The sequence below is a fragment of the Pseudarthrobacter sp. Hb11 genome (assembly GCF_059383655.1).
In genome coordinates this window covers 330,735-350,371 of record NZ_JBWZCM010000002.1, presented here as the reverse complement: position 1 = coordinate 350,371, position 19,637 = coordinate 330,735, and the positions used below count along the sequence as shown (strand labels likewise).

The 19,637-nt window shown below is 66.3% G+C and carries 13 protein-coding genes; 11 read left to right on the top strand and 2 right to left on the bottom strand.

Translation table 11 applies throughout. The features are described from left to right. Positions 1 to 3 precede the first annotated feature (3 nt). Positions 4 to 606, bottom strand: coding sequence for a dihydrofolate reductase family protein (locus tag AC50X7_RS05340; RefSeq protein WP_307094397.1), 603 nt, complete (start codon positions 604 to 606; stop codon positions 4 to 6). Between the two features lie 66 nt (positions 607 to 672). On the opposite strand from AC50X7_RS05340, the gene AC50X7_RS05335 reads away from it, so the two are divergent. The 4 genes from AC50X7_RS05335 (at position 673) to AC50X7_RS05320 (ending at position 8,008) form a co-directional block, all read left to right on the top strand. Next, the gene (locus tag AC50X7_RS05335; protein WP_494978062.1) at positions 673 to 2,196 is read left to right on the top strand and encodes an ATP-dependent DNA ligase; all 1,524 of its coding nucleotides are present in this window, start codon (positions 673 to 675) and stop codon (positions 2,194 to 2,196) included. A gap of 159 nt (positions 2,197 to 2,355) precedes the next feature. Then, complete coding sequence (locus tag AC50X7_RS05330) at positions 2,356 to 4,401, top strand: acyltransferase family protein (protein WP_494978251.1); 2,046 nt, start codon at positions 2,356 to 2,358, stop codon at positions 4,399 to 4,401. A gap of 251 nt (positions 4,402 to 4,652) precedes the next feature. After that, positions 4,653 to 6,164, top strand: coding sequence for an IMP dehydrogenase (gene guaB, locus AC50X7_RS05325; RefSeq protein ID WP_307094399.1), 1,512 nt, complete (start codon positions 4,653 to 4,655; stop codon positions 6,162 to 6,164). Positions 6,165 to 6,283: 119 nt separating this feature from the next. Further along, complete coding sequence (locus AC50X7_RS05320) at positions 6,284 to 8,008, top strand: ABC transporter ATP-binding protein (RefSeq protein WP_494978061.1); 1,725 nt, start codon at positions 6,284 to 6,286, stop codon at positions 8,006 to 8,008. On the opposite strand, the gene AC50X7_RS05315 is transcribed toward AC50X7_RS05320, so the two are convergent. Further along, complete coding sequence (locus AC50X7_RS05315; protein ID WP_494978060.1) at positions 7,980 to 8,609, bottom strand: hypothetical protein; 630 nt, start codon at positions 8,607 to 8,609, stop codon at positions 7,980 to 7,982. The two genes, AC50X7_RS05320 and AC50X7_RS05315, sit on opposite strands and share 29 nt — an antisense overlap. Positions 8,610 to 8,658: 49 nt before the next feature. On the opposite strand from AC50X7_RS05315, the gene AC50X7_RS05310 reads away from it, so the two are divergent. From AC50X7_RS05310 to AC50X7_RS05280, 7 genes are all read left to right on the top strand, one after another. After that, positions 8,659 to 9,795, top strand: a complete 1,137-nt coding sequence (locus AC50X7_RS05310; protein ID WP_494978059.1) for a GuaB3 family IMP dehydrogenase-related protein — start codon at positions 8,659 to 8,661, stop codon at positions 9,793 to 9,795. A gap of 102 nt (positions 9,796 to 9,897) precedes the next feature. Next, positions 9,898 to 11,637 carry a glycerol-3-phosphate dehydrogenase/oxidase gene (locus tag AC50X7_RS05305; RefSeq protein WP_494978058.1) on the top strand — a complete coding sequence of 580 codons (1,740 nt, stop codon included), beginning with the start codon at positions 9,898 to 9,900 and terminating at the stop codon, positions 11,635 to 11,637. Positions 11,638 to 11,678: 41 nt separating this feature from the next. Continuing rightward, a complete protein-coding gene (locus tag AC50X7_RS05300; RefSeq protein WP_307094404.1) occupies positions 11,679 to 12,167 on the top strand; it encodes a PTS sugar transporter subunit IIA in 489 nt (162 codons plus the stop codon). 116 nt (positions 12,168 to 12,283) lie between these two features. Further along, positions 12,284 to 13,138, top strand: coding sequence for an SURF1 family protein (locus tag AC50X7_RS05295; protein WP_494978057.1), 855 nt, complete (start codon positions 12,284 to 12,286; stop codon positions 13,136 to 13,138). Then, complete coding sequence (locus AC50X7_RS05290; RefSeq protein WP_494978056.1) at positions 13,135 to 13,689, top strand: DUF3817 domain-containing protein; 555 nt, start codon at positions 13,135 to 13,137, stop codon at positions 13,687 to 13,689. The genes AC50X7_RS05295 and AC50X7_RS05290 overlap by 4 nt, the downstream gene beginning before the upstream one ends. Before the next feature lie 87 nt (positions 13,690 to 13,776). Continuing rightward, positions 13,777 to 15,366 (top strand): glutamine-hydrolyzing GMP synthase, encoded by a 1,590-nt coding sequence (gene guaA, locus AC50X7_RS05285; protein WP_494978055.1) that lies wholly within the window; start codon positions 13,777 to 13,779, stop codon positions 15,364 to 15,366. Positions 15,367 to 15,497: 131 nt separating this feature from the next. After that, positions 15,498 to 19,613 carry an AAA family ATPase gene (locus AC50X7_RS05280; protein WP_494978054.1) on the top strand — a complete coding sequence of 1,372 codons (4,116 nt, stop codon included), beginning with the start codon at positions 15,498 to 15,500 and terminating at the stop codon, positions 19,611 to 19,613. Positions 19,614 to 19,637 lie beyond the last annotated feature (24 nt).

Sequence of the window (19,637 nt, the reverse complement as noted above, 5' to 3'; positions counted from 1 at the left end):
TGCCTAAGTGCCGGCCATCTCCTGCGTCTCAACGTCGCCGGCACGCTCGTACACCAGCGACACCGCCCCCTTCGGGAAGCTGCGCGCCGGCTCCGCGAGGCGGAATGAGGCGGGAATAGTCCCGGCGTCGAACAGGCGCTTGCCCTGACCGAGGGTAACCGGATAAAGCCAAAGGTGGAGGCGGTCGATCACGTCTGCCGCCAGCAGTGAACGGATGAGGACCCCGCTGCCGAACATGTGCACCTGGCCGTACTCCTCGCGGAGCCGGCCCGCGGCCGTGGCATCCGGCAGGACCGTTGTGCCGGCCCAGCTTGGATCGGAAAGGCTGCCGGAGACGACGAACTTCGGCACCCGGTTGAGCGCGGTGCCGATGTCGCCGGACTGGTGCGGCCAGTAGGCAGCGAAGATGTCGTAGGTCTTCCGGCCCAGAAGCAGGGCGTCGATGCGGCTGATCTCTGCCTCGATGGCCGCCTCAGCCTCGTCGTCGGACACCGGCGCCTGCCAGCCACCAAAGGCGAAGCCGCCCGCGGTGTCCTCCTCCCGGCCGCCGGGCGCCTGATAGACGCCGTCGAGGGTAAGGAACAGGTTCGCGACGATGATACCCATGCGCCCATTGTGGAACTGCACTCCGGCGCTGTCCAGCCTCGGCTGCGTGCGTGGCAGACTGGTGCCATGCTGCTCGATGAGCTCGTGAAAACCGCGGATGCCGTTGCGTCCACCCGCTCCCGGCTCGCGAAGGTTGACGCGCTCGCAGACCTGCTGCGCCGGCTGGAGCCCGGGGAGATCGCGACAGCGGTCGGCCTGCTCACCGCCAGGCCGCGTCAGGGCCGGGTAGGAGTGGGCTGGCGCGGCATGTCAGCAGCCATGGGGGAGCCGGCCGCTGGGCCGAGCCTGACCGTGGCCGCCCTCGACGCCGCGCTGGACCGGCTGCTCGTCCCCTCAGGTGCTGGATCGGCAGCCGAACGCGCCGCGACCCTCAGGTCGCTGACGGCGGCAGCCACGGAGCGCGAGCAGGCCTTCATCGCCGGCGTGCTGCTCGGCGAACTGCGCACCGGTGCGCTTGAAGGGGTGCTGGCGGATGCCGTAGCCCGCGCCGCGGAGCGCCCCGTGGACGCCGTACGCCGCGCAGCGATGCTTTCCGGTGATCTCGGCGGGACCGCCATGCTGGCGATCACCGGTACGGCAGCCCAGCTCGACGCCGTCGGCCTCGTCGTCGGCCGTCCTGTGCAACCCATGCTCGCCTCAACCGCGGCCAGCGCCGGCGCGGCGCTGGAAACCACCGGGGAAGCATCGGTGGAATACAAGCTCGACGGCGCACGCATCCAGGTGCATCGCGCCGGCGGCGACGTGCGCATCTACACCCGCACCCTGGCCGAGGTGACCCACCGCCTGCCCGAAGTGGTGGAGGTGGTGCGCGGACTGCCGGTGAGCGAGGTGATCCTCGACGGCGAGACCCTCGCCCTCGACGAGGACGGGGGCCCAAGGCCGTTCCAGGAGACCATGTCGCGGTTTGGGGCGGACGCCGCGCGCGATACGTTGTTGCATCCCTGGTTCTTCGATGTGCTCCACATCGACGGGCGCGACCTGCTCGACGAGCCGCTGGCCACCCGCATCGGCATGCTTGAGCGCATCGCCCCGGGGTACCGCATCCCGGGGGAGATCACCGCGGATCCCGCCGTTGCCGAAAGAGTGTCCGGAGAGGCGCTCGCCGCGGGCCATGAGGGCGTGGTGGTGAAGGCGGTCGGATCAACGTACGCGGCAGGCCGGCGCGGTTCGAACTGGATTAAGGTAAAGCCGGTGCTCACCTACGACCTGGTGGTGCTCGCCTGCGAGTGGGGGTCGGGACGGCGTACCGGGTTGCTGTCGAACCTGCATCTCGGAGCCCTCGACCCCGCGGGGGAGTTCGGCGAACCCGGCGGCTACGTGATGGTGGGCAAAACCTTCAAGGGACTCACCGACGCCCTGCTGCGCTGGCAGACGGAGCGCTTCCAGGAGCTGGAGATGCGCCGCACTGCGGGCACCGTGTGGGTAGAGCCCGTCACCGTGGTTGAGATAGCCATCGACGGCGTGCAGCAATCCTCGCGCTATCCCGGCGGAATCGCGCTGCGGTTCGCACGCGTGAAGCGCTACCGCGACGACAAAACGGCTGCGGAAGCCGACACCATCCAGACGCTGCGTGCCCTGCTGCGTCCGTAGCTTGTGCCGCTTCTCCGCCGGGCGTAACACCGGCGTCGGTGCAGGCCGCGACTCGCGGTACCTTGCAGGGAAAATACCCCAAATGGGTAGAATTGATGTTTTGCCCATGCGACCATGAGGTTTTTTGTGTCGATAGCGAGAACAGAGGCTGCAGCCGGAATGCTCCCCGGAGCCGATGCCAAGGCCCGCAAACCGACCTTCCGGCCCGAGGTGCAGGGGCTCCGCGCCCTCGCCGTGCTGATGGTGGTCGCCTACCATGTGTGGCTGGGCCGGGTGTCCGGCGGCGTGGACATCTTCCTGCTGATTTCGGCGTTCCTGCTCACGCTTTCCTTTGTCCGGAAAGCAGAAACAGGGCGTCCCTTCGGGCTCCTGGCGCACTGGCTGCATTTGTTCAAGCGGCTGCTGCCGGCCGCCGTCGTGGTCATTCTTGGCGTCCTTGCCGGGACGCGGCTGATCCTGCCGCAGAGCCGCTGGCCCGAGGTGCTGGACCAGGCGTGGGCGTCGCTGCTCTACAGCCAGAACTGGCTGCTCGCCGAGACAGCCGTTGACTACTACGCCCAGGACCATGCCGGAGCCAGCCCGCTCCAGCATTTCTGGTCGCTCTCCATCCAGGGCCAGGTGTTCATCCTGTGGCCAGTGATCTTCGCCGGCAGCGCTGCACTGTTGGCGCTGCTCCGCCGCGTCCCCGCACTCAGCAGAGTGAACTACAGGGGAGTGCTGGCGCTGGTCTTCGGTGCCGTCTTCGCCTTTTCCCTCGCCTACTCCGTGGAGCAGACCGCAACCAACCAGGCGTACGCCTACTTCGACACCAGGGCCCGGCTCTGGGAGTTCGCACTGGGGTCCCTCCTGGCCCTGGCGCTGCCTTACCTCAAACCTGCCAGGGCGCTGCGGGTAGTACTGGGCTGGGCAGGACTGGCCGCCATGGTTTCCTGCGGCCTGCTGCTGACCGTGGACCGGTCCTTTCCCGGGTACGTCGCGCTGTGGCCCACCCTCGCGGCGGCGGCAATCATCGTCGCGGGACAAACCGGCAGCCGCTGCGGCGTTGACCGGTTCCTGAGCAGCAAGCCGCTGGTGGCGCTCGGCGACAATTCCTATGCGTTGTACCTGTGGCACTGGCCCGTCCTGGTGCTCGCGCTCGCGGCCACCGGCGTGGAGGCACCAAACCTGTCCCAGGGACTGGGAATCGTCGGCGCAGCGGTGGTGCTCGCAGTCCTCACCACGCGTTTCGTGGAAAAGCCGCTCCGCGACTGGCACTGGCCCAAACGCCGGGACTGGCGCACCGCCGTCGTTATCGTTGCCTGCGGCACCGTCCTCGCCGGTCCCGTCGCCGTATGGCAGACCACCCTCACTGCAGAGGAAAGCGCGACGGCGGCTCAGCCCCGGGAGCTCACGCCAGGGGCGGCGGCGCTCACCCCGAAGAACGCCCCGGTGCCGGTTCCTGACGCCAAAATCATTCCGGGGCCGGCCGCGCTGGACCACGACTGGGCCGGTATCCATGCCCCCTGCACCGGTGCCAACGCCACCAGCAACCCCATCCTTGAGGGATGCCGGCAGGAGGTCCCTGAAGGGGAAACCACCAAACGCATTGTGGTCCTGGGCGACTCCCACTCCCAGCAGTACCTGGGTGCGCTGGCTCCGATTGCGGCTGCCCGGGGCTGGGAACTGGTGACGCTGCTGATGCCGGCGTGCCGCTTCGGGGCCGAGTCGGCGGAAAGGAACGCCGAGTGCAACGCCTACAACCAGGCCAGCGCTGCCTACGTCCTGGAACACCAGCCCGATGCAGTGTTCACGGTGGCGTCACTGACCCACGAGGAAGCCCCGTTCGAGACCGAAGTCCCGGGCTACCTTGAGGGTGTCCGGCCGTTTGCGGATGCCGGGATCGAGATCATTGGCATCCGGGACAACCCCCGATTCACGTTCAACATGCCCGAGTGCATCCAGCGGAACGGCCCGGACGCGCCGGAGTGCAGCGTGTCCCTTGAAAAGTCGCTGGTAAACCCCTCGCCGCTCGAAAGCTATGCGGGCAAGGTTCAGGGGCTGCACCTGATGGATCTGAGTGACTTCATCTGTGCGCGCGGAATCTGCCCCGGTGTGGTGGGGAATGTGTACGTCTACAAGGACGACAACCACCTCACGCGCACCTATGTGGAAAGCATGATCCCCATGTTCGAACGGCGCCTCCTCGCAGCTACCGGATGGAACTGACGGCGCGGCAGCCCGGCCCACGCCCGCAGGGAGGCTGTGAGGACTTGCGAGGTCAGGGCGCGTGCGGTTGCTCACATTGCCTGCATGGAATAGGGGGATTGGCCCCGAGGTTCTAATATTTACTCAACACTTTCTGACCCCGGAGCGCCGACAACGTGGCGGTCCCTTCTGCACAGGCCAGTCCCGTAATGACGGGCTGGTCATCGGCTGCAACCCCTACCCGCACAGCAACCAAGGTAAGAGGCGCACTCATGACCGAGCCCGAACACAACCCCTTTGGCTTCATCGGCCTGACCTACGACGACGTCCTGCTGCTGCCTGGCCACACCGAGGTCATCCCTTCGGAAGCCGATACGTCCTCCCGGATCTCAAAGCGCATCACCGTGCAGACGCCCCTGCTGTCTGCGGCCATGGACACCGTGACCGAGTCCCGGATGGCGATCGCCATGGCCCGCCAGGGCGGCCTGGGCGTGGTCCACCGCAACCTGTCCATCGCCGACCAGGCGGACCAGGTGGACCGCGTCAAGCGCAGCGAATCCGGGATGATCACCAACCCGCTGACCATCCGGCCCGAGGCAACCCTGCGCGAACTGGATGACCTCTGCGCCCAGTACCGCGTGTCCGGCCTGCCCGTGGTGGACGAGGACAACCGCCTGCTGGGCATCGTCACCAACCGCGACACCCGCTTTGTGCCCGAGGCCGACTTCCCTCTGCGGCTTGTCAGCGACGTTATGACCAAGATGCCCCTCGTTACCGGCCACGTCGGCATCAGCCGCGAGGAGGCCTCCCACAAGCTGGCCACGAACAAGATCGAAAAGCTGCCGCTGGTGGACGAGCAGGGCCGGCTGAAGGGCCTGATCACCACCAAGGACTTCACAAAGGCCGAGCAGTACCCGCTGGCCACCAAGGACGACGAAGGCCGCCTTCGCGTGGGCGCTGCCATCGGCTTCTTCGGGGACGGCTGGGAGCGCGCCATGGCACTGGTGGATGCCGGCGTCGACGCCCTGTTCGTGGATACCGCGAACGGCCACTCGCAGGGCGTGCTGGATATGATCCGCCGCCTCAAGTCTGATCCCGTGGCGGCGCACGTTGACGTCATCGGCGGCCAGGCCGCCACCCGCGAAGGCGCACAGGCCCTGATCGACGCCGGCGCCGACGGCATCAAGGTGGGCGTGGGGCCAGGTTCCATCTGCACCACCCGCGTGGTGGCCGGTGTGGGCGTCCCGCAGATCACCGCCATCTACGAATCCGCCAAGGCAGCCATTCCTGCCGGCGTTCCGCTGATCGCCGACGGCGGCCTGCAGTACTCCGGCGACATCGGCAAGGCGCTGGTTGCCGGCGCCGACACCGTGATGCTGGGCTCCCTCCTGGCCGGCTGCGACGAGTCCCCGGGCGAGCTGATCTTCGTCAACGGCAAGCAGTTCAAGTCCTACCGCGGCATGGGCTCCCTGGGTGCCATGCAGTCCCGGGGCAAGAACACGTCCTACTCCAAGGACCGCTACTTCCAGGCGGACGTCTCCGGCGATGACAAGCTCATCCCCGAGGGCATCGAAGGCCGCGTGGCCTACCGCGGTCCATTGGCTTCCGTGGCGTACCAGCTGGTGGGCGGCCTGCGCCAGACCATGTTCTACACCGGCGCCCCCACCGTCCCTGAGCTGAAGGCCCGCGGCAAGTTCGTCCGGATCACCCCGGCCGGGCTGAAGGAATCGCACCCGCACGATATCCAGATGACCGTCGAGGCCCCGAACTACGGATCACGCTGACAACCGTTCCTGATCGGACGAAGGGCCAGCCGCAACGCCGGCTGGCCCTTCGTCCGTATGCCCGGGCCGTAGCCCAGGTCCTGCGCGTCAGCTTCCGGGCCTCCCCGGGCGCGGTAGTCATGAAAGTGCTCGGCTCGCTGATCTCGGCGGTGCTTCCGCTGGTCACCACCTACTTCGCGGCGCTCACCACCACGGCGCTGGCCGCAGCCTACTCGGGAGATGCCGGAGCCGGGCAGCTGGCGATCGTCTACGTCATCATCACCGCTGCCCTGGGCCTTTTCTGGGGCGCGTTCAACAGCGTGGACCGGTACATCCAGCAGCTCATGAGCTTCAAGGTGGGAGCCATCGTTGGCGACCAGATGTACGAGCGGTTCCTTGCCCTCGAGTTCTGGCGCTACGACGATAAAGAAACCGTAGACCTGTACGACCGCGCCAAAAGGTTCTCCGACTCCTACGCCCGGGTGCTGGACCGGATCGCCGCGATCTTCACCCAGCTCGTCTCGGTCGTCCTCGCAATCGGTGCCCTGCTGCTGGTCAGCTGGTGGATAGCCGTGATCGTGCTGGTGGCCATCGTGCCCAGCGTGTACCTCCAGTTCAAGCTGTCCCGGGAACAGATCGCCCACTGGAACACGCAGGTGGATTCCCGGCGGCAGCGCCGGATGATCGAACAAAACCTGCTCCGGCCACAGCACATTGCCGAGATGCGTCTCTACGGCATTGTGGGCTTCCTGATGGACTTCCGGTCCCGGCTCCGCGACGCGGATGAGCGCCGCCGTCTTGATTTCCAGCGCCGCTACATCCCCAAGCAGCTCGCGGCCGACGCCCTGCAGTACGGCGCGGAGGTGGTCTCGCTGATCTGGGTGGTGGGCCAGATTATTGCTCGCGCTCAGCCTGTGGGCCAGTTCCTCTACGTGCAGCAGATCGTCAGCCGGGCACTGTCCACGGCCAACAGCCTGGTGTCCTCCCTCAGCTCCATCGACGAGGACCTGGCCAACCTCAAGGACTACGAACTGTTTATGGCGCTGCCCGTCCACGCCGAGCACGCGCCTCCGTTGCTGGAGACCCCGAAGACCGTGGAAATGAAGGACATCCGCTTCACCTACACGGGCAGCGATATCGAGGTGATCCGCGGAATCAGCATGACCATCCGGGAAGGCCAGCACATCGCGATCGTAGGCGAGAACGGCGCCGGAAAGTCCACCCTGATCCGGATTCTGGCCGGCCTCTACCGCCCGGACTCCGGGCAGGTAATGCTCGACGGCGTGGACCTCGCCGCCGTCGACGTGACCTCCTGGCACCGGCATCTCGCAGTACTGAGCCAGGAGTTCCTGAAGTACGAGTTTGCCACCGCTGCGGAGAACATCTACTTCGGCGACGTCGACTCGCCCCGGAACGATGACCGCATCCGCAGGGCCGCCGCAGACGCCGAGGCCCTGGACTTCATCAACAAACTGCCCAACGGACTGGACAACCACGTCAGCAACTGGATGGAGGATCCCCGGGGCCGCAAGGGCAGCGGGCTCTCCGGCGGCCAATGGCAACGGCTGGCAATGGCCCGCAACTTCTACCGGGACGCCTCGTTCATGGTGATGGACGAGCCCACGTCCGCCATCGATGCCCTCGCCGAACACCGCATCTTTACCCGCCTCTTCGCGGACCGCAGCAGCACCATCATCGCCATCAGCCACCGGCTCGCCACCATCGAAAAGGCGGACATCGTGTACATGCTCGAAGACGGCCAGATTGTGGAACAGGGCACGCACAATGAACTCGTGGCGCTGCGGGGCCGTTACTTCAGGATGTTCGAATCCCAGCTCACCTCGGAGGAGACCGAAGAGGTGTAACGTCCACCACCGTGGTGCGGACCCGGGCGAGGCTCGGCTGCGGCGGAACGCTGCTGAAGCCGAACTCCACTGCCGGCAGAATCTGGGCCAGTTTTCCGGCGTCCACCCCGTCCCAGCTGACGACGGCGGAGCTGATGCTGTGGAGGTCACTCACCCCGTAATACTCGTTCCGGCCGCTCCCGGCGGTTCCCGAGGTACGCGACCCGCCGCTGAGAACGGCGGCAACCGGGCTGATCGCCCGGAGCCAGCAAGGATGGACCGCGAGGGGCCGGGGCACTGCCCGCAGCGCACTGCCCAGGATGGTCCTCCCGCCGAGCCGGGCGCGGACAGCCAGGGAGCCGGCGTCGACCGACAGTAGACCACGGGCCAAAGTGGCGCCTACCTCCACCACCCGGACCTCGTCGAAGCTGTAGGTGCTGGAGATGAAATCTGCCACCTCCCCGGTGGGTGCCAACAGCAGCCTGTGCCCGGAGGGCTGCTGGACCATGACGTCGGCGAAGGTGCCGAAGGGGGAGTGCTGCCACAGGCCCACCACGGCGCGCAGCCCGGACGCGGTGCCGATCCCGGCGATGTGCCCGTCAAAAATCCAACGTGAACCCATCCAGCCACTGTAGCCAAGGACAGTACTGCTGCTGGGATAACCTAGAGCAGTGACTTACGAGATCGAGATCGGCCGTGGCAAGCGTGGGCGTCGTGCCTACTCCCTGGATGACATTGCGATTGTCCCCAACCGTCGTACCCGCGACCCCAAGGACGTTTCCGTCTCCTGGCAGATCGACGCCTACCAGTTCAGCATGCCCGTCATCGCCGCGCCCATGGATTCTGCCATGTCTCCGGCGACGGCCATTGTGCTCGGGAAACTGGGCGGCCTCGGCGTCCTTGACCTCGAGGGCCTCTGGACCCGGTACGAGGACCCGCAGCCCGTCCTTGACGAAATCGGCGCCCTGGAAGACGAGACCAACAGCCCGGCCGTGACGGGTCGGATGCAGGAGCTGTACAAGGCCCCCATCCAGCCCGAACTGATCACCTCCCGCCTCGCCGAGATGCGCGCCGCCGGCGTGACGGTGGCCGGGTCGCTGACCCCGCAGCGCACGCAGGAGCACTACAAGACCGTGGTGGCCGCCGGCGTCGACATCTTTGTGATCCGCGGCACCACCGTGTCAGCCGAGCACGTCTCCAAGGACCACGAGCCGCTGAACCTCAAGCAGTTCATCTACGAACTGGACGTGCCCGTGATCGTGGGCGGCGCGGCAGGCTACACGCCCGCGCTGCACCTGATGCGCACCGGTGCAGCCGGTGTGCTGGTGGGCTTCGGCGGCGGTGCCACCACCACCACCCGCCGTGCCCTGGGCATCCACTCGCCGATGGCGTCGGCGATTTCCGACGTTGCTGCCGCCCGCCGTGACTACATGGACGAGTCCGGCGGCCGCTACGTCCATGTCATTGCCGACGGCGGCATGGGCAGCTCGGGCGACATCGTCAAGGCCATTGCCATGGGCGCCGACGCCGTGATGCTGGGCAGCGCCCTCGCCCGGGCCGAAGAGGCGCCCGGCAAGGGCTGGCACTGGGGCCAGGAAGCCCACCACCTTGAACTGCCCCGCGGTGACCGTGCAAACGTCGGTACCGTTGGTCCGCTCGAGGAAGTCCTTTTCGGACCAGGCCATCACACCAACGGAACCTCCAACCTCATCGGCGCGCTCCGCCGTTCCATGGCGACCACCGGCTATTCGGACCTGAAGGAATTCCAGCGGGTCGACGTCGTGGTTTCCCCCTACGCAGGGAACTGACGCGCGGCGGCGGGGCCCAATGCTCCCTGCCGCCCTGCCCAAGCGTGCCGCAACGAAGTAGGGTGGTCTCACTACCGGGACTAGTGGCACTGGAGGCGTTCGATGAAGAGTGTTCCTGCTAACGGTGGGGCCCTGGGCCCCGCAGCCAGGGAAGCAGCCATCCAGCGGCTGCGTGCAACCGCGGAGCCGGGCCAGGAACTGGACATCCTGATTGTCGGCGGCGGGATCGTGGGTACCGGCGCGGCCCTTGACGCCGTCACCCGGGGGCTGGACGTGGGGATCGTCGAGGCGAGCGACTGGGCAGCCGGTACGTCCTCCAGGTCCTCAAAACTCATCCACGGCGGTCTGCGCTACCTGGAGATGCTCGACTTTGGCCTGGTCAAGGAGGCGTTGCAGGAGCGCGGGCTGCTGCTCTCCGAATTGGCGCCGCATTTGGCCCGGCCGGTGCCGTTCCTGTATCCGCTGACAAAACCCTTCTTCGAGCGCCCCTACGTGGGCGCCGGCATTGCACTGTACGACGCCATGTCCGTCTCCAGCGGCCACAGCAGGGGTGTGCCGTTCCATAAACACCTCAGCAGGCGGGGCACGCTGCGGGCGGCGCCCAGCCTGAAGAACGATGCCTTTGTGGGCTCCATCCGGTACTACGACGGCCAGGTGGACGATGCGAAATACTGCGCCAACCTTATCCGGACAGCTGCCTACTACGGCGCCCACGCAGTAAACCAGATGGCCGTGGTGGACTTCCTGCGCGAAGGCGAACGTGTCGTGGGGGCCAAAGTGGTCAACCACGAGGACGGGACGCGGTTCAACGTCCGTGCCAAGCAGGTCATCAACGCCACCGGAGTCTGGACGGACGAAACCCAGGCCATGGTCACCGACCGCGGCCAGCTGAAGGTCCGCGCCTCGAAGGGAATCCACCTGGTGGTTCCGCGGGACCGGTTCCAGTCCACCGTGGGACTGATCCTGCGCACCGAAAAGTCGGTGCTGTTCGTCATTCCCTGGGGCCGGCACTGGATTATCGGCACCACGGACACCGACTGGCACCTGGACAAGGCCCATCCCGCCGCGTCCAGCAAGGACATCGACTACATCCTGGAACACGTCAACAAGGTCCTGAAGCGCCCCCTCACCCGGGAAGACGTGGAAGGCGTCTACGCCGGCCTGCGCCCGCTGCTTGCCGGAGAAAACGACTCCACCGCCAAGCTGTCGCGCGAACACGTGGTGGCACACCCCGTGCCAGGCCTGGTGGTGGTGGCCGGCGGAAAGTGGACCACGTACCGGGTCATGGCCAAGGACGCCGTGGACGAGGCCACCCGCACCATGGACGAGCGGGTACCGCCCAGCTGCACGGAAACCATCCCGCTGCTGGGAGCCAGCGGCTACAAGGCGGCCTGGAACCGAAGAAACCGCACGGCGGAGGAATCGGGCGTCCATGTGGCCCGGATTGAGCATCTGCTCAACCGGTACGGGTCCCTGACACCCGAATTACTGGCCATCATCGCGGAGAACCCTGCCTTGGCCGAGCCGATCCCCGGTGCCGATGACTACCTGCAGGCCGAAGCCGTGTACGCGGCAAGCCACGAGGGTGCCCGCCATGTCAACGACGTCCTGACCCGGCGGACCAGGATATCCATCGAGGCCTGGGACCGTGGTGTGTCTGCCGTGCCCGTAGTCGCTAAACTGATGGGTGACGTCCTTGGCTGGAGCGACGCCCAACGTGAAAATGAGGTCAGGCACTATATTGCACGGGTGGAGGCGGAGCGCCTAAGCCAGCAACAGCCGGACGACGAATCCGCAGACGCCGCCCGCCTGGGTGTGGAAGACATCGTGCCCTTGCGCTGAGGGGCCGCAGCACCAGCACTCGCTGACTGAAGGGATACGCCTTGGCGGAACCACTTGACCGGTACGATGCCGGCCTCACCACACCCGAAATGGTGATCCTGGAGCTTGAGGCATCGGACAAGGCGGACGCCGCCACCCAGCTCGCGGAACGCCTCTTCGCCGCCGGACGGGTATCGGATCTGCCCGGATTCCTCAAGCACGTCAACGCGCGCGAGCACCAGCTGGCCACCGGGCTCCCGGGCGGGATCGGGCTGCCCCATGCCCGCAGCGAGTTCGTGTCCCGCACCTCCATAGCTGTCGGCATTGCCAAGTACGGCCACGCGCTGGACTTCGGTGCCGCGGACGGTCCGGCCACGGTGATCCTGCTGATCGCCACTCCTGCCAGTTCCTTCTCGGACCACCTCGAGGTCCTGGCCACCCTGGCCCGCTCATTGTCCAAGGAGTCATTCCGCGAATCGCTGCGCCGCGCCTATGATGCCGAAGTGATCGCGGAGCTTATCAATTCCAGCCTGGTGTTTTTCGACCACTGACGCTCAGGCCACGGGCCTCCTTCCGCAGGAAGCCGCTGCCGGATCCTGCGGCGGGACTTGACTGTCGCGCCCCCGGCGTTTAGTTGTTCTACAAGGGAACGAAGTACGGTTAAGACGTGTGGAAAACAGCCCTTAAACCCCGATGGATCGCAGGTTTCATCTTCGCGATCGCTATTTCCGGGGTGTTCGTGCTGCTCAGTCAATGGCAGTTCGGACGGTCCACCCAGCCGGAAGTGCCGGTCAACCCGGCCACCGAGCAGGTGCAGCCCCTGACCGAAACGCTGGAGCCGGGGGATTTCTTCCACGGTACCGACGCCGACCAGATGGTCAGCGCGCAGGGTACCTATGACCCGGCCAAGCAGGTCCTGGTCCCTGGCCGCCTGCATGGCGGCAAGACGGGCTACTGGGTAGTCTCCGCCTTCGCCGTCACTGGTGCCCCCACCCTCAGTGGCGTTGCCGCGTCGCCCCAGACGTGGATCCCGGTTGCCCGTGGATGGGTGGCAGACCCCGCAGATGCTCCAGCGCCGCCGTCGGGCACTGTTGAACTGACCGGACGGCTGCTTCCGTCCGAAGCTCCAGTTGCAGGGACGGCAGCCGCCCCCGGTGAGGCCACGGCGGTTTCGGTGGCCGAGCTGATCAATTACTGGGAAGTCAGCAGCTATCCCGGCTTTGTTGCAGCCACTGCGGAAGTTGCCGATGGTGCGGACGTCAGCCCGGCGGCAGTGCCGGGGGACCTTCTTCCCCTGCAGATCGGCCCGCAGCCGCCTGCCCGGCAGATCAACTGGCTAAACCTCTTCTACTCCCTTGAGTGGGTTGTCTTCGCCGGCTTTGCCCTCTTTATCTGGTGGCGGCTGGTCAAGGACGACCACCACCGGGATCTTGAGGAGAGCCTCGACGATGACGACGACAACCCGCTGCTCCACGAACAGAACCAGCAACCTGCACAGAACCAGCAAAAGGTACAGCCATGATTGATCCGAAACCCGCCACTCCGCCCGCAGGCACTAACACGGGCACCAACACCGCCGCAGGCGCCAGCGCAGGCAGCAACACTGCCGGCAAGGCGTCCGGCAAAAAGCGCCGCTTCGGCGGCACCGAGGCGCAGATCCGATCGGCCCTGAAGTTCTACAAGGTGCTGGCCTACCTCACAGGCGCCATGCTGCTGCTGCTGTGCGCCGAACTGATCGCGCGGTACGGATTCGGGCAGTACCTCTTTGCCGGCGGCACCAACGCCGTGACCGGCCAGCCGTTCGGCTTTGGTTTCGCGGATGCGGAACCGCCGGGGGTGCTCGGTGGAGTCAACTTGTCCGTAACGGTCCTCATTGTGCACGGCTGGATGTACGTGGTTTACCTGATGTCTAACTTCCGGCTCTGGTCCCTCATGCGCTGGCCGTTCCTGAAGATGATCCTGCTGGCGCTGGGCGGTGTCATTCCGTTCCTGTCCTTCATCGTGGAGAAGAAGTTCCATGCTGAGGTAGAGGCAGAGCTCGCGGCCAACCCCCAGGCACCGCAGAGGTACTAGGCAGCCGCCGCAAACGTGGGAGTTCGCTCCGTCACAGGGCAGCTTCTCAAGGTGCGCCGGTGCAACAGCGGCCAGTAGGCTAGTACGGTGACTACTCCCACTGCATCCCAGACTTCCCAGAAGCCGGTGCTGGTTGTTGACTACGGTGCCCAGTACGCGCAGCTGATTGCCCGCCGCGTCCGGGAAGCGAATGTGTATTCGGAAGTGGTTCCGCATACCTACACAACCGAGCAGCTCCTGGCCAAGAACCCCGCCGCCATCATCCTTTCCGGCGGCCCCTCCAGCGTCTACGCTGACGGGGCACCCAGCGTCGGTCCCGACCTTTTCGAAGCCGGCGTTCCCGTTTTTGGTATCTGCTACGGCTTCCAGGCGATGGCCAACGCCCTGGGCGGCAAGGTGGACAAGACCGGGCTGCGGGAGTACGGCTCCACGGAAACCACCATTCTCGGCGAGGGCCGGTCGGTCCTGGAAGGCATGCCCCAGCACCAGAACACCTGGATGAGCCACGGTGACTCCGTCCACGAGGCGCCGGACGGCTTTGAAGTCCTTGCGACGACGGCGGGTGCTGAAGTAGCTGCCTTCGCCAACGAGGAAAAGGGCCTGTTCGGAGTCCAGTGGCACCCCGAGGTCAAGCACTCCGCCTACGGCCAGCAGGTGCTGGAAAACTTCCTCTTCAAGGGCGCCCGGCTGGAGCCGAACTGGACCACCGGAAACATCCTTGAGGAGCAGGTGGATCGCATCCGCAAGCAGATCGGCGACGCCCGGGTCATCTGCGGCCTGTCCGGCGGCGTTGACTCCGCCGTTGCGGCCGCCCTCGTCCAGCGTGCCGTCGGCGACCAGCTCACCTGTGTTTTTGTGGACCACGGACTGCTGCGTGAAGGCGAAGCGGAACAGGTGGAACGCGACTTTGTCGCAGCCACCGGCGTGAAACTCTACGTCGCCAACGAGCAGGAACGCTTCCTGTCCGCCCTTGCCGGCGTCAGCGATCCGGAAACCAAGCGCAAGATCATAGGCCGCGAATTCATTCGTGCCTTCGAAGAGGCAGAACTTGCCATCATCGCCGAGGCAGCCGCCCATGGCGAGAAGATCAAGTTCCTGGTCCAGGGCACGCTATACCCGGACGTCGTCGAATCCGGCGGCGGCGAAGGTGCTGCGAACATCAAGAGCCACCACAATGTGGGCGGCCTGCCCGAGGACCTGCAGTTCGAACTCGTGGAGCCGCTGCGTGCCCTGTTCAAAGACGAGGTCCGCGCCGTCGGTGCCCAGCTGGGACTCCCGCAGGAAATCGTGGGCCGCCAGCCCTTCCCCGGACCGGGGCTCGGGATCCGCATCGTCGGTGAGGTTACCAGGGACCGGCTGGACCTGCTGCGCAAAGCCGACGCCATTGCCCGTGCAGAGCTGACCGCAGCCGGCCTGGATAACGAGGTCTGGCAGATGCCGGTGGTCCTGCTCGCCGACGTCCGCAGCGTGGGCGTCATGGGCGACGGCCGCACGTACGGCCACCCCATCGTGCTCCGTCCCGTCTCCTCGGAAGACGCCATGACCGCGGACTGGTCACGCCTGCCGTACGAGCTCCTCGCCAGGATCTCGAACCGCATCACCAACGAGGTGGAGGGTGTCAACCGCGTAGTACTCGATGTCACCAGCAAGCCGCCGGGAACCATCGAGTGGGAATAGCATCATGAGTGGCCGGCCTCCGGTGAAGGAGGCCGGCCACTGCTGTTTCTTCAGCGAAAACCTCCGTAATTTAGCCTGCTCCAGTGTTGCGGTCTCTCAGTCCGGGCGTGGAAGCGGCTACGCTCGAATGCATGCCGGTATGGTCCAGGGCGTCACGTGCAAACGCAGAAAAGAAGGCAGAAGTGTCAGTTGGTCAAGGCCACCCGGAAGGCTCCGAGGAGCTCCGTAAATGGCTGTCCGGGCTCAAACCCGTCACCGGGGCGGATACGATGCTGCGCTTCACCAAGACCCCCGAAGGCTCCATCGACCTGACGCACGCCCACCCGTCCGGCCTCGCCCAGCTCATGGCCGGGCGCAAGACCCGGCTTTCGACTCTGATCCGGGACCGTCAGCAGTACGTCGTGGCGGCCAGGGCTTCCCGCAACATCCGGTCCAAGATTTTCGAGCTTGCCAATGACCGCGGTATCGACGCCGGCTACTTCTCCGCGGGCACGGTGGTATGGACTTCCGCGGTGGGCGGCAAGCCGCAGCGCATTTCCGCTCCGGTGATGCTCACGGCGATTTCGCTCACTGTCCGTCCGGGGGAGGACGACTACGAACTGCAATTGACTGAGCAGGCGCACATCAACCCGGCCCTGGTGCGGCACCTGAAGAACACCCACGGGATTGTCTTCGACGTCAATGCCGTCACCCGGCTCGCCTACAGCACCGCCCGCTTCGATCCCCAGCCCGTCTTGGACAAACTGGCAACACTGATCCGGCCCATCCACGGCGCCGAGGCACAGCACAATCTGCTGGTTTCCACCTTCGCCGACCTTTCCGGGAACCTGGACGATCCGTGGATCAACGACTCAAACCCCCTTGTGTCCGCCCTGGCCACTGCGGCAGGCGGCGAAGTTGTGGACTTCGACGAGCCGGATCCGTCCCGTTTCCCTTCACTGGACAGCAGGCACCCCCGCGACGAGATGCTCCTGCTGGATGCAGACGTTGACCAGCAGTACGTGATCGACGCAGCGCGTGCCGGTGATTCCCTTGTGGTCAGCAGCCCGCCGGGCACCGGCCAGACCCAAACTGCCATCAACACCATCGGTGCCCTGGTGGACGCCGGAAAGACGGTACTGGTAGTAGGCGACCGCCGTGCCAGCCTCAACGAAATTTCGGGCCAGCTCGAAGGCCTGGGCCTTGAGTCCATCCTGTTCCAGCTGTCCGGGAACGTGACTCCGCAGCAGTTGAAGGGCCAGCTGGTCCGCGCGATCGTCCGGAACGAAAAGTCACTGGAACCGCAGCTCGGAAACCTGCACGGCACCCTGACCGAGCACCGTCACGCGCTCATGGACCATGTTGCGTCCCTGCACAACGTCCGCCAGCGCTGGGGCTGCTCGCCCTACCAAGCCATGCAGTCGCTCGCCGAGCTGACGTCGATCCACCCCGCACCGGCCACCACCGTGCGGCTGAAGCGCAGTGTCCTGGACAGCATCCGGGACCGGGACGAGCTTGCCGGCAGGCTCCGGCGCGCCGCCGAGCTGGGCAGCTTCAGCAAGGCGTCCACCACGAGCCCCTGGCACGGCGCACGTCTCCTCACACGCAAGGAGACCGAGGAGGCCCAGGACTTGGTCCGGTCCGTGGAGAAGGGCCTCCCGGCCTTGCGCGAACGCATGGACGCCGTGGCGGAGCACGCGGAAATCCGGCTCGGCGCTTCCTTCGCCGAATGGGGCGAGCAGCTTGAGCTCCTCGTCGCCGTCCGCGGAAGCCTGGACAAGTTCACCCCGGACATCTTCGACAGGCCAGTCACTGACCTCATCTCGGCCACCGCGCCGTCGGCCTGGCGCCGTGAGCGCGGCATCGAGTTGACCGCAATGCAGCGTTCGCGGCTGCGCAGGGTGGCCAAGGAATACGTCCGGCCCGGCGTGCACATTGCCGATCTCCACAGCTCCCTGGTCCTGGTCCAGGAACAGCGTGCGTTGTGGGCGGGCTATGCCACCACTCAGCGCCACCCTGCAGTGCCGTCCGGGCTGGCGGAAATCAACGTGATGTACCGCGCCCTGGAACGGGAGCTCACCCAACTGGGAGAGGCACTCCAGCACACGGAGGCGGGCGGCGAGCTGTCCACAATCCGTTATGAAGAGCTGATGGAACGGCTTGAGCGGCTGGTGGCCGACACCGACACCCTCAAAACGCTGCCGGAGCGCACCCTGCTGGTGGAGAACATGCGCGAGCACGGGCTGGGGGAGCTCCTGGCCGACCTGGCCGAACGCGAGGTACCGGCAGGTTCGGTCGCTGCCGAACTTGAACTTGCATGGTGGCAGTCGGCGCTGGAAGCGATGATCAGCGGGGACGACTACCTCGCCATGTCCGACGGTGACGCCCTGCGGCAGCTCGAGGCCGAATTCCGGCTGGCGGACAACGCGCACATTGCCAGCGGTGCAGCACGGCTCCGCTGGGATCTGGCCGAGCGGTGGCGGGCCGGTATCGCAGCCCACCCCCGGCAGGCAGACCTCATGCGGAGCCTCCTCAAAGACGGCAGGGTTTCCCTGCCCGCGCTGACCGCACAGGCTCCCGACCTGATCGGCACCCTCGTTCCGGTCTGGTCCGTCAGCCCCTACCTGATGACCGGGCTGCTGCCCGCGGAACAGCGCTTCGATGCCGTGGTCATCCTCGACTCCGAAGGGACCTCGCTCCAGGCCGTGCTGCCGTCGATTGCCCGCGCCCGCCAGGTTATTGCCTTCGGCGACGCCATGATCGCCAGCCCCCGGACGTTTACTGTGGGCGTGGAGCGGCTGGCAGCAGGCGAACCGGCACACCAGCGGGTGGAGAGTGCCTTCAAGGCGCTCTCGGCAGTGCTCCCCGTGTGGCGGCTGAACTTCGTCTACCGCGCGGTGGACGAGGACCTGGTGCTCCAGCTCAGCAAGAACTTTTACGACGGCGCCCTGCGCCGCCTTCCGGAGGGCCAGTCCGCTACCGGCCTGGACCGGTCTTTGGTGGTGGAGTACCTGCCGGACGGCACCGGCCTTCCGAGCGCGGACCACGAAGGCGTGGAGTCGGTGGTGGCTGAGGTCAACCGGGTGGTACAGCTGGTCTTCGAACACGCCCGCACCCGCCCCCGCACGTCCCTTGCCGTGGTCACAGCAAGCCTCCGGCATGCTGCCCGGATTGGCGAGTCGATCCGGCTCCAGCTGCCCAACCACCCGGGCCTTGCAGGATTCTTTGGCGCCGGACCCGAGTCATTCCGGGTCGTAGACCTGGAACGCGCCCAGGGCCTGGTGCGCGACCACGTCATATTCTCTCCGGGCTTTGGACGCACCCCGCACGGCCGCGCCCTGCACAACTTCGGTCCGCTCTCCGCTGAAGGGGGACGGGAGAAATTCGCCCTGGCCATGACCCGGGCCCGCAGGTCCATACACGTGCTGACCTGCTTCCGGCCCGAAGACCTGGACCACACCCGGCTGACGCACGGGGCGGTGGACCTGTACGCACTGCTGGACCGTGAGATTGCGGGAAACACGGACCTGGGGACTCCCGCTTCCCGGGCCGCTGCCAGCGAACAGGCACTCGGTGCCGATCCACTGGTAGCGGACCTGGGGGACCGGCTCCGGGCACGGGGCGCCCGGGTCTGGCACCAGTATGACGGCGCGATCGACGTTGTGGCGGCCGCGGATCCGCTGAACACCATGGGCCGGGACGAGACCGACCTTCCATGGCCGGTAGCCATCGAGTCCGACGGCACCGAGCAGTACCGCACCACGAGCGTCCGCGAACGGAGCCGGCTGCGGCCGCAGCTGCTGGAGCGGCTCGGGTGGCGGTACATGCCGCTGTGGACCATTGAGGTGTTTACGGATCCTTCAGCCTGCGCTGACCGGATTGCAGGTTACCTGGGCCTTGAGCGGGTGGTGCTTCCCGGCCGGCCGGCAACTTCAACAGGGTTCCTTGACGACGACGTTGACCAGGCGCTCAATGGCATCGACGCCGGGGAGCAGGCCCGGCGCCGGCCGCAGGACAAAGACTTGGACAGCAAGGAGGTGGTCCCCGTGGCCCCTGAAGAGAACGAAAAAGGCTCCGCGGACGGTCAGTCCGTCCCCGTGGATCCGGCCCCCGAAGACGAGCAGGGCCAGGAGCAAGGCAAAGGCCAGGCCGGGACTGAAGGCAGTCTGCCCACGAAGGCCTCGGAAGATGACCCGAGGCGCTGGGGCGATGCCGACGATGACCATGACGCCTGGCTGAAGGAACAGAAGCCGCCGCACTGGGGCTGACGGGCCGGGGCTCACCCTGAAATC